The sequence below is a fragment of the Janthinobacterium sp. P210006 genome (assembly GCF_036231885.1).
Taxonomy (GTDB): Bacteria; Pseudomonadota; Gammaproteobacteria; order Burkholderiales; family Burkholderiaceae_D; genus Janthinobacterium; species Janthinobacterium violaceinigrum.
The window spans coordinates 1,120,515-1,136,135 of sequence record NZ_JAZARD010000003.1 but is presented as its reverse complement, the minus strand read 5'-3'; the positions used below and the strand labels follow the sequence as shown (position 1 = coordinate 1,136,135).

Here is a 15,621-nt window from a genome sequence, read left to right as displayed (position 1 = left end):
CTTATAAGAGAGGAAATGAAAAGGGCGGTCTCACAAGACCGCCCTCAAATTATTACTGAGCAACAACACCTGACTCAGCCGTAGTGAGCGGAAGGGAGAGGTGGCCGAGAAGCGCAACCGTACTGTAGTACGGTGAGCATCGCAAGCCGCCTATACCGACGCGCAGTAGGCTGGGGCAGGTGTCCGCTAACAGCAGCCGCCGCGCTTGCCGGCCCCGCCATAACGGGCTTCCTGCCGTTCGCGGAAGAACTCTTCATACGTCATCATCGGCTCGCCGGGATGGGTCACTTCCCGGTGCGCCACATAGGTGTCGTACTCGGGCAAGCCGCACATGAGCCGCATGCTTTGCCCCAGGTACCGTCCAGCCTTGATGATTTCGTCGATCATCATTGCACCGTGGGCATGGCCTGGAACGGCGTTTCCTTGGTGCTAGGCTTGCTGTCGGCGCGCGCCTTCAGAATGGTGCGGATGCCGAAGAACAGCACGCTGATCACGACGATGACGAAGAAGGCGGCCAGGCCGGCGTCCAGGTAATCGTTGAAGATGATCTGCTGCATCTGCGCCACGGACTTGGCCGGCGCCAGCAGGGTGCCTTCATCCAATGCCGCCGAGTATTTCTTGGCATGCGCGAGGAAGCCCACGCGCGGGTTGGCATCGAAAATCTTTTGCCAGCCCGCCGTCAAGGTGCACAGCAGCAGCCAGATGGTCGGCAAGATCGTTACCCACGCATATTGTCCCCGTTTCATCTTGAACAGCACGCAGGTGCCGAGGATCAGCGCGATGGCGGCCAGCATCTGGTTGGCGATGCCGAACAGCGGCCACAGGGTGTTGATGCCGCCCAATGGATCGACCACGCCCTGGTACAGGAAGTAGCCCCAGGCCGCCACGCACAGGCCCGTGGCCAGCAGGTTGGCGATGACGTTTTCCGTCTGTTTCAGGCTAGGCACGAAGCTGCCCAGCAAATCCTGCAGCATGAAGCGGCCCGCACGCGTGCCCGCATCGACGGCCGTCAGGATGAACAGCGCTTCGAACAGGATGGCGAAGTGGTACCAGAAGGCCATCATGGCCTTGCCGCCGATGGCGCCCGACAGGATCTGCGCCATGCCGACGGCCAGGGTCGGCGCGCCGCCCGCACGCGAGATGATGCTGTGCTCGCCAACGTCCTTGGCCGTCTGCGTCAGCATGTCCGGCGTCACATAGAAGCCCCACTGCGAGATCGCTTGCGCGGCCGATTCGGCCGTGGTGCCGATCAGGGCGGCCGGGCTGTTCATGGCGAAATAGATGCCGGGCTCGATGGTCGAGGCGGCCACCAGGGCCATGATGGCAACGAACGATTCCATCAGCATGGCGCCATAGCCGATGAAGCGGGCGTGGCTTTCGTTTTCAATCATCTTCGGCGTGGTGCCCGAGGAAATCAGCGCGTGGAAGCCGGAGACGGCGCCGCAGGCAATCGTGATGAACAGGAAGGGGAACAGATTGCCCGACCAGACGGGGCCGGAGCCGTCGATGAACTTGGTCATGGCCGGCATTTTCAGGTAAGGCGCGACGACGATGATGCCGATGGCCAGGCCCAGGATGGTGCCGATCTTCAGGAACGTCGACAGGTAGTCGCGCGGCGCCAGCAGCAGCCACACGGGCAGGACGGAAGCGATGAAGCCGTAGCCGATCAGCATCCACGTCAGTTCCGTGCCCGTGAACGTGAACATGGGGCCCAGCACGGCGTGTTCCTGCACGTACTGGCCGCCGATGATGGCCAGCATCAGCAGCACAAAGCCGATGATGGAGATTTCGCCGATGCGGCCCACGCGGATGAAGCGCGAGTACACGCCCATGAACAGGGCGATGGGAATCGTCGCCATCACGGTGAAGCTGCCCCATGGGGAGCCCGTCAGCGCCTTGACGACGATCAAGGCCAGCACGGCCAGGATGATGACCATGATCATGAAGCAGCCCAGGAGCGCAATCATGCCGGGAATCTCGCCCAGTTCAGCCTTGATCAGGTCGCCCAGGGAGCGGCCGTCGCGGCGCATGGAAATGAACAGCACGATGAAATCCTGCACGGCGCCCGCAAACACGACGCCCGCCAAGATCCACAGCATGCCGGGCAGGTAGCCCATCTGCGCGGCCAGCACGGGGCCGACCAGGGGACCGGCGCCGGCAATGGCTGCGAAATGGTGGCCGAACAGCACGTATTTATTCGTCGGCACGTGGTCCAGGCCATCGTTGTGCTTGAAGGCGGGCGTCATGCGGCGCGCATCGAGGCCCAGCACCTTGTCGGCGATGAACAGGCTGTAGAAACGGTAGGCGATCAGGTAGACGCAGACGGCGGCGATGACGATCCAGATTGCGCTGATCGGTTCGCCGCGTTGCAGGGCGACGACGCCCAGGGACCCGGCGCCGGCCAGCGCAAGCGCTGCCCAGCCGAGCTGTTTGAAAATGCGGTTCATGCTTCCTCCAGAGATTGACGGGCGCTGTGCCGTGCGATGATGTGTGCTGCCGAGCCTGGTCGTCGCCAGTTTGGATGTTACTTTTGGTGTATCTGCAGCTTATGGCGAGTATTCAGGAATCGTATAATTGCCGCAAGCGCAGCACTACGCAGTAACGCTCAGTATTACTACGCAGACCGATCACGGTGCCGCGACGTAAAATCACGCATTCCCACCAGCATCGACGCCGCCGGAGCGCCAGGCCATGAAACTCAGACAGAAAGTCATCTTCCTGGCTATCACGCCGCTCATACTCGCCCTGTGCGCCATCGCGTTTGCCGTGCGGCACCAGGCGATCACCTTGGCCGAGCAGCAGCGCGCCACCATCCAGCAGGCGTATCTGGCCAGCAAGGAAGCCGAACTCAAGCATTACGTGACCCTGGCCAGCCACTCCATCGCCTCCCTGTACCAGTCGGGGCGCAAGGATGGCGCCACGCAGGAAGAGGCCAAGCGCATCCTGTCCGCCCTCAGCTATGGCGACGATGGCTATTTCTTCATCTATGATTTGGAGGGCAAGTCGCTGATGCATCCGCGCCAGCCCGAGCTGGTGGGGCAGAACCTGTGGGAGCTGCGCGACGCGGAAGGCAACCTGACCATCCAGCGCTTGATGCAGCGGGCAAAGGGCGGCGGCGGCTTCGAGCGCTACAACTGGATCAAGCCGTCGACCAACAAGTCCGCACCCAAGCTCGGCTATGTGATCCTGATGCCGGAATGGGGCTGGATGATGGGCACGGGCATCTACATGGATGACGTGGACCAGGCGCTGGCCCAGGTCGACGCCCAGCAGTCGCGCAATATCCGCTCCACCATGGAATTGATCGCCGGCATCGCCATCCTCGGCTCCCTGCTGGTTGCCGCCTGCGGCCTGGTGCTGAACCTGCGCGAATTGCGCGTGGCCGATGCGAAGCTGAAAGTACTGGCGCAGCGCGTGGTGGAGTCGCAGGAAGAGGAGCGGGCGCGGCTGTCGCGCGACTTGCATGACGGCATCAGCCAGTGGCTGGTGTCCATCAAACTGCAGATCGAGGCGGGCATCGCGCGCCTGGCCGGTAATGCAGAGCAGAAAGACAAGGCGCCCGCCACGTTCGATCGGGCCGCCGAGCAGCTCAACAAGGTGCTGGGCGAAGTGCGGCGCATTTCGCACAACCTGCGCCCGGCCATCCTCGACGACCTGGGCCTGGCCGCTGCGCTCGATCACCTCGTGCATGAATTTAACGACAGCAGCAGCGCGCAAGCCAGTTTCACGGCCAGTCCGGCGGCGGCGGGCGAGGGCTTGCCCGACATGGTCAATACCGTGCTGTTCCGCATCGCCCAGGAAGCGCTGACCAATTGCGAGCGCCATGCCCACGCCAGCGCCGTCGAGGTCAGCTTGCGCGAGGCGGACAAGGCCGTGGAATTGCGCATCGGGGATAATGGCGGCGGCTTCGATTTCGACGGCATCGTCCTGCACCCGCAGCGCGGCATCGGCCTGCGCAACATGACGGAACGCATGGAAGCCATCGGCGGCAGCCTGCACATCACTTCCTCGCCGGCCGGCACCGTGGTGCTGGCGCGGCTCGGCCTTTCCTCCACACACTGATAGATACGCAACCATGACCGAGAAGATCAACATCCTGCTGGTGGACGACCATCCCCTCGTGCGCGACGGCTTGCGCGCGCGCCTGGAAGCGGTGGCGCATTTCGACGTGGTGGCCGAGGCGGGCGGCGCCGACGAAGCCTTGAGCCAGGCGCGCCTCCACAAAGTGGACCTGGTGCTGATGGATATCAATATGCGCGGCACCAACGGCATCGAGGCGACGGCGCTGTTCAAGCAGGCGTTTCCGCAGATTGCCGTGCTGATCCTGTCCATGCACGACAAGCTCGAATATGTATCGCAGGCGATTGCCGCCGGCGCGCGCGGCTATGTGCTCAAAGATGCTCCAGGGAAAGATATCGTGTTTGCCATCGAGACGGTGATGTCTGGCGGTATTTATTACAGCGCGGCCCTGGCGCGGCAACTGTCGCGCCCGCAAGTGCACGATTCCTTCCTCACCACGCGCGAGCAGCAAGTGCTGCAGCACATCGCGGCGGGCCAGTCGAACAAGCAGATCGCCCGCGAGCTGGACCTGAGCGTGCGCACGGTGGAGACGCACCGGCTGAACATCAAGCGCAAGCTGGGCATCGAAGGACAGGCTGAATTGATCAAATATGCGGTCGAACATGCGCATGGCGGCAGCGCCTGAACGGCGCAGGCATCGCGGCATTTTTTTCAAACCCGCATGGCAGGCGGGTCTCCCGGGGGAATGTTTTTTTTGAACATTTATTGCCAATTTTAAACTGTTTCGCGGGTGAGATTCGGATAGAATGATTCTTGCTGTCGAAATGGCATCCCTGTCGGGCCAGGGTTGCCAATGCTGGTCAGTTTATTTACTATGGCGCCCTACCCACACTGAGATACCGATGTCAGCGTCTGAATCAAACCTGTTTCCGTTGGTGGGATTACAAGCAGTAGCCAACGCTCATAACGAGTGGGTCGCTGTCACCTTGCATGTACCGCAGGCCTCGACGGCGCCGCTGCTGGCGGCGCTGGCCGCGGCCGATGCGTATGCCTTCCTGGCGCCGCTCGACTGCATCATTCCCCTGGCCGACCCGCATGGCGTGGACGAGGCCGTGCTGGCGCAACTGGCGCCGCAACGCACCATCTTCCGTTTGCCGGCCCATCTTGCCGGCGACAAGCACATCCAGAAAAAATGCCAGCAATGGCGCGACGCCGGCTACCGCATCATTCTCGATGGCGCCGAAGCCGGTCCCGTGACAGCGGCGCAGGTCGACGCGCGCGCACTGAGCTTTGACGCGGCCGGCGCCCGCCCGGCCCTGCATCAGCTGCTGCCCTTGCCGGGACCGCACCTGGCCTACAACATCGGCGACGGGGGGCAGCTTGCCGCGCTGCAGGAAATCGGCGTGAGCTGGTTTGCCGGCGATTACGCGCTGCAGCAGGCACGCCAGCAAAGCGAGCCGGAGGATGCCACGTCGCGGCGCCGCCTGCTGGCGCTGCTGGGCCTGCTGGCCCGCGATGCCGATGCGCACGAGCTGGAAGTGCCGCTCAAGCAAGATCCATCGCTCAGCTATCATTTATTGAAACTGGTCAATTCAGCCGCCTTCGGTTTCACGGCGCCCATCACGGGCTTTGGCCAGGCTATCACCTTGCTGGGCCGGCGCCAGCTGCAGCGCTGGCTGCAACTGCTGCTGTATGCGCGCCAGCAGGACGATGGCAAGATCCACGCGCTGCTGCCGCTGGCGGCCGTGCGCGCGGCGCAGATGGAAGCGCTGTGCCAGCTGCGCGGCGGCGACCGCGACGCGCAGGACCTGGCCTTCATGGCGGGCGTGTTCTCGCTGCTCGACGTGCTGCTGGGCATGCCCATGCAGGACATCATCGCCACCCTGAACCTGGCGCCCGAAGTCAGCGCCGCCTTGCTTGAACGCAGCGGCGAACTGGGCACCTTGCTGGCGCTGGTCGAAAGCGCCACGCCGCCGCCCGAAGGCTTGCGCCGTGCCGGCATTGATGGAGAAACCTATTGGCGCAGCCTGCTGCAGGCCTACCAATGGGCCATCCAGGTCAGCCGGAACCTCTAGCATGCCCCTGTTTCCGGTGTCGGATTTCCTCGGTGACAGCGCCGCCCTGTGCGACGCCGTCGTGCGTTTGCGCGGCCCCGCGCTGGTGGCTGAACTGGGCCGTATCGCCAGCGCCGTGATGGCCAGCCCCCATGGCCAGTTCCTGCCTGCGGCCAGCCTGGACGCGGCGGCGCCGTCCCCGCTGTTTCCCAGCGATACACCCGCCTTGCTGCAGGAAATCAGTTTCGACGGCCACTGCTTCGGCCACTACAGCGTGGCCGGACGCAGCCGGTACAACGACGCCGACCGCCGCCAGCTGGCCAGCCTGGCCTCGCTGACGGCCGGCGTGCTGCAAGTGCATTCGCTGGCGCAACGCTCGACCCATGCTTACGCGCAAGTCGAAGCCTTGCTGGCGCAACAGACGCAAATCCTGGACCAGCTGCACGAATCCGTGCTGACGATGGACTTGACGGGCTACATCACCAGCTGGAACAAGGGCGCCGAGCGCCTGTTCGGCTATACCTCGGTGGAAGCCGTGGGGCGCAACATCCTGTTCCTGTACGATGAAGAAGACACGGGTTTCCACGATGCCTTCCTGGAGCAGGGAGGACGCCTGATGGAGGTGCGCCGCCGAAAGAAGTCAGGCGAGATCTTCTGGGCCAGCCTGTCCTTGTCGCCGCTGCAGGACATGGACGACAAGCCCATCGGACTCATCGCCTACCTGACGGACATCACGGAACGCAAGCTGGCTGAAGAGCGCCTGCATCACCTCGCGTATTACGACCCGCTGACCAGCCTGCCGAACCGCACCTTGCTGGCCAAGCTGGTCGACCAGGCCCTGAGCGTGGCGCAGCGCAGCAAGATGCTGGGCTGTGTGCTGTTCATCGACCTGAACCGCTTTAAACTGATCAACGACACCCTGGGCCGGCGCATCGGCGACGAGCTGCTGCGCCAGGTCTCGCTGCGTTTCCGCAAGGCATTGCGCGACCAGGACTTGGTGGCGCGCTTGGGCGGCGACGAGTTTGCTGTCGGCCTGTTCGACATCGGCCAGCATTTCGAGGCCAGCATGGTGTCGCAAAAGCTGCTCGCTTCGCTGGTGGAACCGTTCCTGATCGAAGGCCACGACTTGCGCGTGGGCGCCAGCATCGGCATCAGCGTGTATCCGCAAGACGGACAGGACGCGGAAACCCTGCTGCGCCTGGCCGACATCGCCATGTACCGCGCCAAGCAGGACAGCGGCGGCGAAGCGGAAAGCGTGGCCTTCTACAGCCAGGACATGAATGTGGGCATGCAAGCGCGCATGCGCCTGGAAACGGGCTTGCGCCAGGCCTTGTCGGCGCAGCAACTGCTGCTGCACTATCAGCCGAAATATGCGCTGGCCAGCGGGCGCATCATCGGCGCCGAAGCCCTGGTGCGCTGGCACCACCCGCAGCACGGCATGATCCCGCCCGCCGAATTCATCCCCCTGGCCGAATCGACGGGGCTGGTGGTGCAAGTGGGCGAGTGGGTGCTGGAAGCGGCCTGCGCCCAGGCGCAGGCGTGGAAACTGGCCGGCCTGCCGCCGATCCGGCTGGCCGTCAACGTATCCGCGCGCGAATTCACGGCGGCGCTGCCCGCCAGGGTGGCGGCAACCCTGGCCCGCTACGGCCTGGAAGCGGCCTGGCTGGAACTGGAAATCACGGAGAGCACCCTGATGCACAACATCGAGCGCGTGATCGGCATCATGGACCGCATCACGGCCTTGGGCGTGGCCCTGTCGCTGGACGACTTCGGCACCGGCTATTCGAGCCTGTCCTATCTGAAACGCTTCCCCATCGACACCCTGAAGATCGACCGTTCCTTCACCACCGGCATCCCCACGGACGCCAGCGACTGCGCCATCGCCAGCACCATCATCAGCATCGCCCAGCAACTGCATCATAAAGTGATCGCGGAAGGCGTGGAAACGGCCGAGCAACTGGCTTTCCTGAAGAGTTCGGGCTGCGACGAAGTCCAGGGCTACCTGTTCTCGCGCCCCCTGCCGGCGGGGGAGTTCGAGAAGACGCTGCGGGAAAACTGGGGCGTGTAAGGTTGCTGCGTTAGTGTGCCAGCGCCGGTATGGAACCCACCGGCGACAAGCCGGGGTCAGACCCGTCAGGCACGACCCCAGTCCTCGCCGTTGGGGGAAATAAGGCCACGGGAGTGCTAGCCATTGGTAAGCCACTGACCTTTATGTATAATGCTGCCATCTGGAAGCGTGGCCGAGTGGTTGAAGGCACTAGTCTTGAAAACTAGCGACGGGTTAAACTGTTCGTGAGTTCGAATCTCACCGCTTCCGCCAGAACTATGAAAATAAGCCCTTGATTATCAAGGGCTTATTTTTTTTGTGCCGCCGCTTGCAAATTCCCGCGTTCGAAAGCTCAGTTGCAACTTAGCTCCAATTTGCGGAAATGGTTTCCGCAACTCGCCTCTAGCGAGTAGGGCGGACAGCCTGGCCAATGCGCCGATAGACCTTTTCCGTGATGACTTTTTCACTATGCCCCAGCAGGGAGCTGGCGGCGCCCAGGTCGGCAATGTCGCTGGCGGAGCGCGCCCGGATATCGCGGAACTGGAAGGCCTTGATGCGGCTGGCCAGCTCTTCGTCGCCAGCCTTTAGCGCCAGTTCCGCTGCAGCTTTCCGGGCGCCATCGAAGCGCAGGCGCAAATGCCACTTCTTGACCTGGCAACCATTCGGCAGCGCGACGATGAAGGTGGTGCGCGGCCGATGCGGGCGCGCATGGATGCGCTCGATGACCTTCGCCAGTTCGGACTTGATGCCGTCGTGCTCAAGCACAATGCGCAGCAGCTTGTTGCTCTTGCCCTGGCGCACCTGCAGCGCCCCATCCTTCAAATCGCCGTCGCGCATCTTGAGCACGTCCGCAGGCCGCTGGCCGGTCAGGTAGTTCAGGTCCATTGCGTCCTGCAGTTCTTCACAGCCTGCGTTCCGTACTGCATCCCACACTGCCTTGTCGGCATAGAAGTCACGCGGCACTTCTTTATTCTTGCGCACGCCCCTGCATGGGTTCTCGCGCTTGGTGTAGCCCCATTCCCTTGCCATATTGAACACATGCGACAGCAGCGCGATTTCGCGGTTGGCGCGCACCTTGGCGCTGCGCGCGTCGCGGTAGCGGGCAATGTCCTGCGGCGTGATGGCATCGATGGGCGCGCTGTCGAAGACCGGGCGAAGCTGGCTCAATGAGCTGGAGTTCTCGCGTTGCGTGCTTGGCGCCTTGCCGGGCAGGATGTCGCGCACGTACTGCGCAAACACGTATTCCATGAGCGTGGCGTCGGTCGGGACTGGCTTGCACTCGTATTCCGCCCACAGGCGCTTGGCTTCGACCAAATCCGTGCCCAGCGGGTATTCCTTCCGGTTCCCGGCGTCGTCCCGGCCATTGTAGTAGTAGCCGGTCCATGTTTCGCCCGATTTCAGCTTGCGCACGCGGCGCAGCATGCGCGGCGGCAGTTTGTAGCCAGTGCTCTTAGGTCGCATTGTTTTCTTTCTATTAACGTACTTTGGACAGGTTCGGCGCCCAGGCCGGCGTGCTCACCAGGCTGGCGGGATTGATGCCGCTCAAGCGTAGCCTGGCGTACAGGCGCCCGATGATGGGCGCGCCGGCGCGGTTCTTGATGAAGGTCCAGCCGTTTTGCTGCAGCCATTTGATCTGATCCACTTTCCGGCAGCAGCCTGAAATGGTTTCCAGCTCTTCCGCAGTCAGGGTTTCGGACTGGATGGAATTATCAAAAAGTTTATTCATTGGATGCCGCTTTCTTTTTGGCCGGGCTGCATGCTTGGCATTTGTTCGTGGCCAAGGCGAACGCTTCGGCCTCCGTGTATTGAGGGACTTCGGCGCCAGGCTTGCGGTAATTGCGCAGCCGGCAGAATTCTTGGTATTGGTCCATTTTCGTAATCTCCTTCCTAGTCCGTGCATCCACAATCGGTTAATGCATCATCGAAGGGGAACAGCTCCCCGTGATTCATCGCCATGTCATACATCGCCTGGTAACTGGGCCTATCCTTGCGGAACCAGCCACCAGCACCCGATCCGGCCGTTTGTGCGTTCTTTTCCTGCTGTATCCACCACAGCGCACGGCTGGGTTTTTCGCGGATCAGGGATAACACCTGGTTTCCGCCTTTCAGGAAGCACAGATCGCAGTTGCCGTGCATCGTCTTGCCGCTCATATTCGGCAAGCCCAGGTCAAAATCTTGTGCTGCCCAAAACGCGCTGACATCGGCCACGGTCAGGCCGGCCGCCGCCAGGGGCGCCTCTTTCACTTCGTGCTTGCCATAATCCTGATTCGCCAGCCGCGCCACGCGCATGGGCTCGTCGGCGCGCATGCCGATAAACGTGGTCCACTCGACCAGACCTATCGATTTCAAATAGCGCTGCATCGGGCGCACCTTGAGTTCTGCCGTGCAAAAGCGCGCCACAGGATTCGGGAGGAATTTCTTTTCGTCGTGCAGATCGGCGAACGGCTCGCCGCGGCGGCTGGCCGTTGCAAAGTTCACGATGGCAAATTCCTTGCCACGCGCTTCATTGCGAGGACGGTTTTCTATCCAGACGATGGGAACGCCCCAGCGCTCGCCGCAGTCGCGCACGAATTCAAGGGTCGCTTCCTCTTCCTTGCCGGTGTTGGCGAAGCACACCACCACGTCAGCCGGCAGCGTGCCGCCATAGGCTTGAAGCGTCATCCACAGCATCATGCCGCTGGTGCGACCGCCGCTGAACGAAATCACGCCCGGGCCATCGAACAGGAATGGACTGTTCATGCCGGCACCATGCAGCGTCGCGCCAGGGATACCAGCCAATGCGCCAGCTCGGCCGGCGTGTGCTCGCGTTCTGCCTTGCCGCATTCCGGCCGCCAGCCCGGATCGCCTTTCCGGCGCCGCTCGCCGGCGCGGTTGCGGCCGGACGGAGCGATCACATGCGAGGCTTCGCCCAAGACGATGGGCATGGCTGGTATTTGAGCTGGCGCACAGCCGACGATATACAGCAAGGTGGCCTTTTCGGCGCGGTGGCCAAACGAGCTTTGGAAAATCGGCAGCGGCCAGCCACCAAATTTGTCCCGCTCGCCGATCGCCGGCAAGCCGCAGTGTGGCCAGAGGGTAGAGCGCTTCGGGTGCTCAAGCACGCCGCCGAACTTGCGCACCTGGGCGACGGCCCACACCGCCAGCTCCTTTTCGTCCGGGCGCGGTTTGGCCAGGTGGCGCAGCGTACCCCAGGAGCGGCACGGCGGATGCGCCACCACCGGCACGCCACCCGGCCAGGCGCGGGCGTCGCGCTCCGCGTCCCAGGCGTCAACCGCCGGCATGGTCTTGTAGATCGAGTTGGCGCGCACGAACAAGGCCGCCACGGCCGGTACTGAGCGTTCCGCCGTCATGCTGGGCACCCGACAGGCGCGGTTGTCTTCTTGACCGCCTCGATGGCACCTAGCGGCACGGCCCGAAACATGCCCGCCCACTGGTGATCCAGCTCCACCCACGCATGCAGCTCCCCATTGCCCACGTCGCGGCGCAAGTCGTTGACGGTGCCGGCCTGGTAGCCTTCGTCGGTATCGAATGTCACGCGGTCGCCCAGGGCGATTTGCCGCGGTGAATTGCTCAGGGTGTTCAGCATTGCGGTGCTCCTTTCAGTTTGGCGGTAACGCCGCACACGCCGTAGCGGTCGATGGCGGCGTCGATCACGTCGCCGCTGGATGCGGCAACCTCAAAAAATTCAAAGCGTTCGGTTTGCGTGCGAACGATCACGGCATAGGTGCTCATGTGCCATTTCCTTCTTGGGGTGGGGTGTCGGGGAGGATCAGCCGTGGCCACGGGCAGGCGTTGACGGCCGCCCAGGCTGCAATCAGGACTGTTTTTGCCTCGTCGGGCAGGTTGTACGCGGGCGCCGCCGGCGGCGTGGCCGGGACAGGGCGGTCGGGGTGCGTACAGTTATTTACACGAGTCCGAGGAACGGCAACCCCAACAGCCACCCCACGCCCGCCTGTGGCCTGTACCGGCGTCCAGGTATGGCGCACGGACTTGAAGACCACGCCGATCAGGTCGCTGCAGCGCACGCCGTAGGGCGTGGTGCGCAGCGTTTCGCCGTAGCGGCCGGTGACGGTTTTTTCGTCCTTGGCCAGGGTGACGACCAGTTCCTTGCGCGGCACCAGGGCGCCGCCCTGGGCGCGCAGGTATTCGGCCCAGCAGGCGCGCTTTTCGCCGTCGATCTTTTGCACGGCGTCCCAGGCGCGGCGCATGGCGGCCGGCGCTTCGTTGAGCATGCTCTCCTCGATGCGGCGCAGTTCGCGCCACACGGTGACGGGCGCACCCCCCCATTGCTGGAATTGACGGATGCCCCAGCAGGCGGCCCAGGACTCGACGCGCGCCGATGGCGTCAGCTCGACATCGCCTTCGGTGTCAGCCGTGACGACATAGCCTTCTTTCGTCTTGTGCTCGGCCACGCCGTCGATGTTCTTGGCCACATACTTGGCGATGTAGCCGGCGGCGCTGCCCTTGGCCCAGTCGATGCGCTTCACGTCCAAACGACGAGCGAAGGCGCCCGCTTCGCCACGGTCCGCGCGCCAGGCGTAGCGCTTCATGATGCGGATGGCGCGGCCCGCCACGTCCTGCAGGTGGACCGTCTTGTATTTCGCGGTCGGGCGCACGAACAGCAGCAGATGCCAATGCGGGCAGCCGTCGTGATGCGGCTCGGCGATGCGAAAGCCGTACAGGCCGATGCCACGGCGCGCCAGCGCGGAGCGGCACAGTGACGTCATCTTGCCCAAGTAGGCATTGGCCTCGCGCGGCGTCGAACCGTCGAACTTGTCGTTTGGCTTGCCGCTGTGCTGCATGGCGTGGAAGCGCGATGGGCACGTCCAGGTGATGAAAATGCCCTGGTCGCCGCACTCGCGGGCGATCTGCTCAAAGCCGTTGATGCGCAACATCAGTTCGCCGCGCCGGATGGCCTTATTCGCTGTCGTTTTCTCGGCCAGCTCGGCGATGCTGAATTGCTGGCCGTGCTCGTTTTGCACCAGGGTGGCGGCCAGCGCTGCCGCGTTGCGGCGGTTTTGCGCCAGGCGTGACAGCACGGCATCATTGCTGGCGTAGGGCTCACCGCGATAGTTCACGTAACCCAGGCGGATATTGCCCGCTTCAAAGGCGCGCTTGACGCGCTTGCGCAGTTGGCGGCGCCACCATCTGGCGTCCACCAGGCGGGCGATGGTGTCGGCCAGTGCGTCGAACTCGGGCAGCTCGATGCCATACGAGGTGCATTCGTCCGCCATGATCTGTAGGGCGTGCCTGTCCGACGTGGCCGACCAGAGAGCTTTGACTACAACAGCCGCCGCACGCTCAGCGGTGGCCACGATGTCGGCATCGCTTTGCGACAGGTCGACGCCGGCCGGCACGTACTGTTCGGCGAACTCGCGCACAAAGCTCGTGGCGACGGACTCATAGACTTTGTACCAGGACGACCAGGCCATTTTTGCCATGGCGGCCGTGATGACGCGGTTGCGCCACTTGAACGGGATACGCGCCAGCTCGGGTGCGAACTGGGCGGATCGCAAGAAGGCTTCGTGGCGTTGCGGGGCAGGCAGCAAGATTTGTTTAGATTGCATTCAACAGTCTTTCGTACACACGGATAGCGGCGGAAGTGGCGGCGCGCAGCTCGATGCGCTCTTCCTCGGTAAATGAATGGATGGGCGATTCCCAGCGGTCGGCGTCCATGCCGGCGGCGATCAACACGGAACGGCGCGCGCCGCGCGGCGACAATCCCCAGGCCTGGGCCATGAAGGGCGCCAGGTTGCGCGGCTTGATGCTGCGTAGCTGTGCCTTGGCTTCGGCGATGGCGGCCAGCGCATGCCCGGCGCCCGGTGGCGTCGGCATGTCCTTGTCGCGCGCGGCCAGAATCTCGGCGGCAGGCTGGAAGGACTGGTGGTTGTCGATAAGGGACGCCGGCATGGTTCAGTCCTTGATGAAGCCAATGGCCCGCAGCACGCCGGGGGCAATGACGATCAGGAGCGACAGCAGCCAGATGCCGCAGGTTTTGGCCAGGCGCAGCATCAGCGTGCCCCTGTCTTGAGAAAATGTTCTGCCCAGTACGGGAGCGTGTGCGATGCGCCGCAGCAGTGTCGGGAGCCCGCTTCGTTGGCGAAAATGTAGTTCAACTCGATGGGCAGCTTGCCGATCAGGGAGCGTTGCTTGGCTGGCGCGAAAAAGCCGTCACGCTCCAATGGCTGCGCATCGCTGACGATGAAGGTCAGATTTGCCGCGCCGTAGGCGTGATAGGTCTTGGCAATCTCATGGATGTAGGCGGTTAGCGCCGCGATGCCGATGCCCGCGCTGGCTTGCAGCAGAAAACACGTTGGTGCCACGGGGACAACGCAATTTTGCAAGGTCGGGCGGATCGTGCTTGATGCCATGGATTGGTCGGCGTGACGGGTGGCGTGCAGCGTGTTTTCCATCGGTTTTCCTTTTTTTAGGTTGAACGAATCCCGCACGCTCAAAAGAGAGCGCTGCAGGGCACAGCAAAAGAGGGGAGTTACGGCGGCCGGATTACGGCGGCGCGAGGATTGGGATAATCATCAGCAGCCCGCAGTCAGATCCAAGGCCAGCTGGCTGGTGGCTGCCGCGCGCGCATGCTGGGACATCGGGATGCGGATATCCGGCTTGGGCATGGCGGACAGCGAGAGGGTGCGCAGTACTTCCAGGCCGGCCACGAAGGAGTGCCCGCATTCGGGGTTCTGGCACATGTAGGTGATTTCCTTGAACATGGCGGACATCGTGCGGCTTTTGACAGCGCGGACGGTGTTTTCGCAATGCGGGCAGGGCAGGCCGATGACTCTCATTTCAGCTTTCTTTCCACTTGGTACAGGGCGCGACCGCGACCCGTCATGTTTTTCGACTGCTTGCGTAAGCGCGATTTGACGAGCCATTCCGCCGCTTGCTCGATACTTGCCAGTCCCTGGCGCTGGCGCACGAGTTCCAGCACCGCGCGCTCTTCGTCATTGAGGTGAATTTGATGGTCTGGCATTTTTTGGAACTTTAGAGTTGCTCAAAAGTGACTCGGTTTAAACGCTGCGACGCTGTACGCTATCGATGGTGGCGTCATCCAAGGCGATCACGGCCAAGGCTTCACGCATCACGATCTGACGCACCAGCACCGCAAGCTCTTCGCCCTGGTAATTGGCGATCGAGGAAACAAGCTGGTGCTCGTAATCGTCCAGGCGCAGCATAACGCGGTGGCTGCGGATACGTTTTGCATCGGGGTACATGACGTGGTCCTTAGTGGGTGGATTTGGATGCGAGTTCGCGTTTGTAGTCGGCGAGTCCGCGCAGGATCAGGAAGCGGAGGAACCAGGCACGGGAGCGTTCAAGTTTCTCTGCGTAGCCTTCGACTTCGCTCACCTCGTCCGATGTCAGACGAACGCCAAGGGGCTTAGTCGTGACGCCCTTGGCAGTACGCCTCGCTATGGATACGTTTTTCATAATGTTATGATGTGTAATCGCTACAGGATGGCGTAACTATAGTATGTTAAAACATACTTGTCA

The 15,621-nt window shown here is 62.8% G+C and carries 19 protein-coding genes and 1 tRNA gene; 5 read left to right on the top strand and 15 right to left on the bottom strand.

What is annotated here, in order from left to right; genetic code table 11:
• Positions 1-186: 186 nt before the first annotated feature.
• Both VPH41_RS19150 and VPH41_RS19145 read right to left on the bottom strand, forming a co-directional pair.
• Positions 187-387 carry a YbdD/YjiX family protein gene (locus VPH41_RS19150; protein ID WP_010396213.1) on the bottom strand — a complete coding sequence of 67 codons (201 nt, stop codon included), beginning with the start codon at positions 385-387 and terminating at the stop codon, positions 187-189.
• The gene (locus VPH41_RS19145; RefSeq protein ID WP_152281721.1) at positions 387-2,447 is read right to left on the bottom strand and encodes a carbon starvation CstA family protein; all 2,061 of its coding nucleotides are present in this window, start codon (positions 2,445-2,447) and stop codon (positions 387-389) included. The genes VPH41_RS19150 and VPH41_RS19145 overlap by 1 nt, the downstream gene beginning before the upstream one ends.
• A 244-nt stretch (positions 2,448-2,691) precedes the next feature.
• Here VPH41_RS19145 and VPH41_RS19140 point away from each other — a divergent pair, with 244 nt between their 5' ends.
• The 5 genes from VPH41_RS19140 to VPH41_RS19120 all read left to right on the top strand — a co-directional run bounded on the left by VPH41_RS19140 (position 2,692) and on the right by VPH41_RS19120 (position 8,394).
• Positions 2,692-4,062, top strand: a complete 1,371-nt coding sequence (locus VPH41_RS19140) for a cache domain-containing protein (RefSeq protein ID WP_328571153.1) — start codon at positions 2,692-2,694, stop codon at positions 4,060-4,062.
• A 13-nt stretch (positions 4,063-4,075) separates the two neighbouring features.
• On the top strand, positions 4,076-4,705 hold the full coding sequence (locus VPH41_RS19135) for a response regulator transcription factor (protein ID WP_328571152.1): 630 nt from the start codon (positions 4,076-4,078) through the stop codon (positions 4,703-4,705).
• Between the two features lie 301 nt (positions 4,706-5,006).
• Positions 5,007-6,095: an EAL and HDOD domain-containing protein gene (locus VPH41_RS19130; RefSeq protein ID WP_319633283.1), complete on the top strand. Its 1,089-nt coding sequence runs from the start codon at positions 5,007-5,009 to the stop codon at positions 6,093-6,095.
• Position 6,096: 1 nt separating this feature from the next.
• Positions 6,097-8,142 (top strand): putative bifunctional diguanylate cyclase/phosphodiesterase, encoded by a 2,046-nt coding sequence (locus VPH41_RS19125; protein ID WP_328571151.1) that lies wholly within the window; start codon positions 6,097-6,099, stop codon positions 8,140-8,142.
• A gap of 162 nt (positions 8,143-8,304) precedes the next feature.
• A tRNA-Ser gene (locus VPH41_RS19120) sits at positions 8,305-8,394 on the top strand.
• 129 nt (positions 8,395-8,523) lie between these two features.
• Here VPH41_RS19120 and VPH41_RS19115 read toward each other — a convergent pair.
• The 13 genes from VPH41_RS19115 to VPH41_RS19055 form a co-directional block, all read right to left on the bottom strand.
• Positions 8,524-9,543 (bottom strand): tyrosine-type recombinase/integrase, encoded by a 1,020-nt coding sequence (locus VPH41_RS19115; protein ID WP_328571150.1) that lies wholly within the window; start codon positions 9,541-9,543, stop codon positions 8,524-8,526.
• 52 nt (positions 9,544-9,595) lie between these two features.
• Positions 9,596-9,847 carry a DUF4224 domain-containing protein gene (locus VPH41_RS19110; RefSeq protein ID WP_328571149.1) on the bottom strand — a complete coding sequence of 84 codons (252 nt, stop codon included), beginning with the start codon at positions 9,845-9,847 and terminating at the stop codon, positions 9,596-9,598.
• A gap of 161 nt (positions 9,848-10,008) precedes the next feature.
• Positions 10,009-10,860, bottom strand: coding sequence for a phosphoadenosine phosphosulfate reductase family protein (locus tag VPH41_RS19105; RefSeq protein ID WP_328571148.1), 852 nt, complete (start codon positions 10,858-10,860; stop codon positions 10,009-10,011).
• A complete protein-coding gene (locus VPH41_RS19100) occupies positions 10,857-11,471 on the bottom strand; it encodes a hypothetical protein (protein WP_328571147.1) in 615 nt (204 codons plus the stop codon). Before VPH41_RS19100 ends, VPH41_RS19105 begins: the two co-directional genes overlap by 4 nt.
• Positions 11,468-11,707: a hypothetical protein gene (locus VPH41_RS19095; protein ID WP_328571146.1), complete on the bottom strand. Its 240-nt coding sequence runs from the start codon at positions 11,705-11,707 to the stop codon at positions 11,468-11,470. The genes VPH41_RS19100 and VPH41_RS19095 overlap by 4 nt, the downstream gene beginning before the upstream one ends.
• The gene (locus tag VPH41_RS19090; protein ID WP_175539401.1) at positions 11,701-11,853 is read right to left on the bottom strand and encodes a hypothetical protein; all 153 of its coding nucleotides are present in this window, start codon (positions 11,851-11,853) and stop codon (positions 11,701-11,703) included. Before VPH41_RS19090 ends, VPH41_RS19095 begins: the two co-directional genes overlap by 7 nt.
• Positions 11,850-13,688: a replication endonuclease gene (locus tag VPH41_RS19085; protein ID WP_328571145.1), complete on the bottom strand. Its 1,839-nt coding sequence runs from the start codon at positions 13,686-13,688 to the stop codon at positions 11,850-11,852. Before VPH41_RS19085 ends, VPH41_RS19090 begins: the two co-directional genes overlap by 4 nt.
• Positions 13,678-14,031 carry a hypothetical protein gene (locus tag VPH41_RS19080; RefSeq protein ID WP_328571144.1) on the bottom strand — a complete coding sequence of 118 codons (354 nt, stop codon included), beginning with the start codon at positions 14,029-14,031 and terminating at the stop codon, positions 13,678-13,680. Before VPH41_RS19080 ends, VPH41_RS19085 begins: the two co-directional genes overlap by 11 nt.
• Before the next feature lie 101 nt (positions 14,032-14,132).
• Positions 14,133-14,534 (bottom strand): hypothetical protein, encoded by a 402-nt coding sequence (locus tag VPH41_RS19075; RefSeq protein ID WP_328571143.1) that lies wholly within the window; start codon positions 14,532-14,534, stop codon positions 14,133-14,135.
• 120 nt (positions 14,535-14,654) lie between these two features.
• Positions 14,655-14,918 carry an ogr/Delta-like zinc finger family protein gene (locus VPH41_RS19070; protein WP_133992923.1) on the bottom strand — a complete coding sequence of 88 codons (264 nt, stop codon included), beginning with the start codon at positions 14,916-14,918 and terminating at the stop codon, positions 14,655-14,657.
• Complete coding sequence (locus VPH41_RS19065) at positions 14,915-15,103, bottom strand: hypothetical protein (RefSeq protein WP_328571142.1); 189 nt, start codon at positions 15,101-15,103, stop codon at positions 14,915-14,917. The genes VPH41_RS19070 and VPH41_RS19065 overlap by 4 nt, the downstream gene beginning before the upstream one ends.
• A gap of 37 nt (positions 15,104-15,140) precedes the next feature.
• The gene (locus VPH41_RS19060) at positions 15,141-15,344 is read right to left on the bottom strand and encodes a hypothetical protein (protein ID WP_035820909.1); all 204 of its coding nucleotides are present in this window, start codon (positions 15,342-15,344) and stop codon (positions 15,141-15,143) included.
• Between the two features lie 10 nt (positions 15,345-15,354).
• Entirely contained in the window at positions 15,355-15,558 is a 204-nt protein-coding gene (locus VPH41_RS19055) for a hypothetical protein (RefSeq protein WP_328571141.1), read from the bottom strand.
• Between the last annotated feature and the right edge of the window lie 63 nt (positions 15,559-15,621).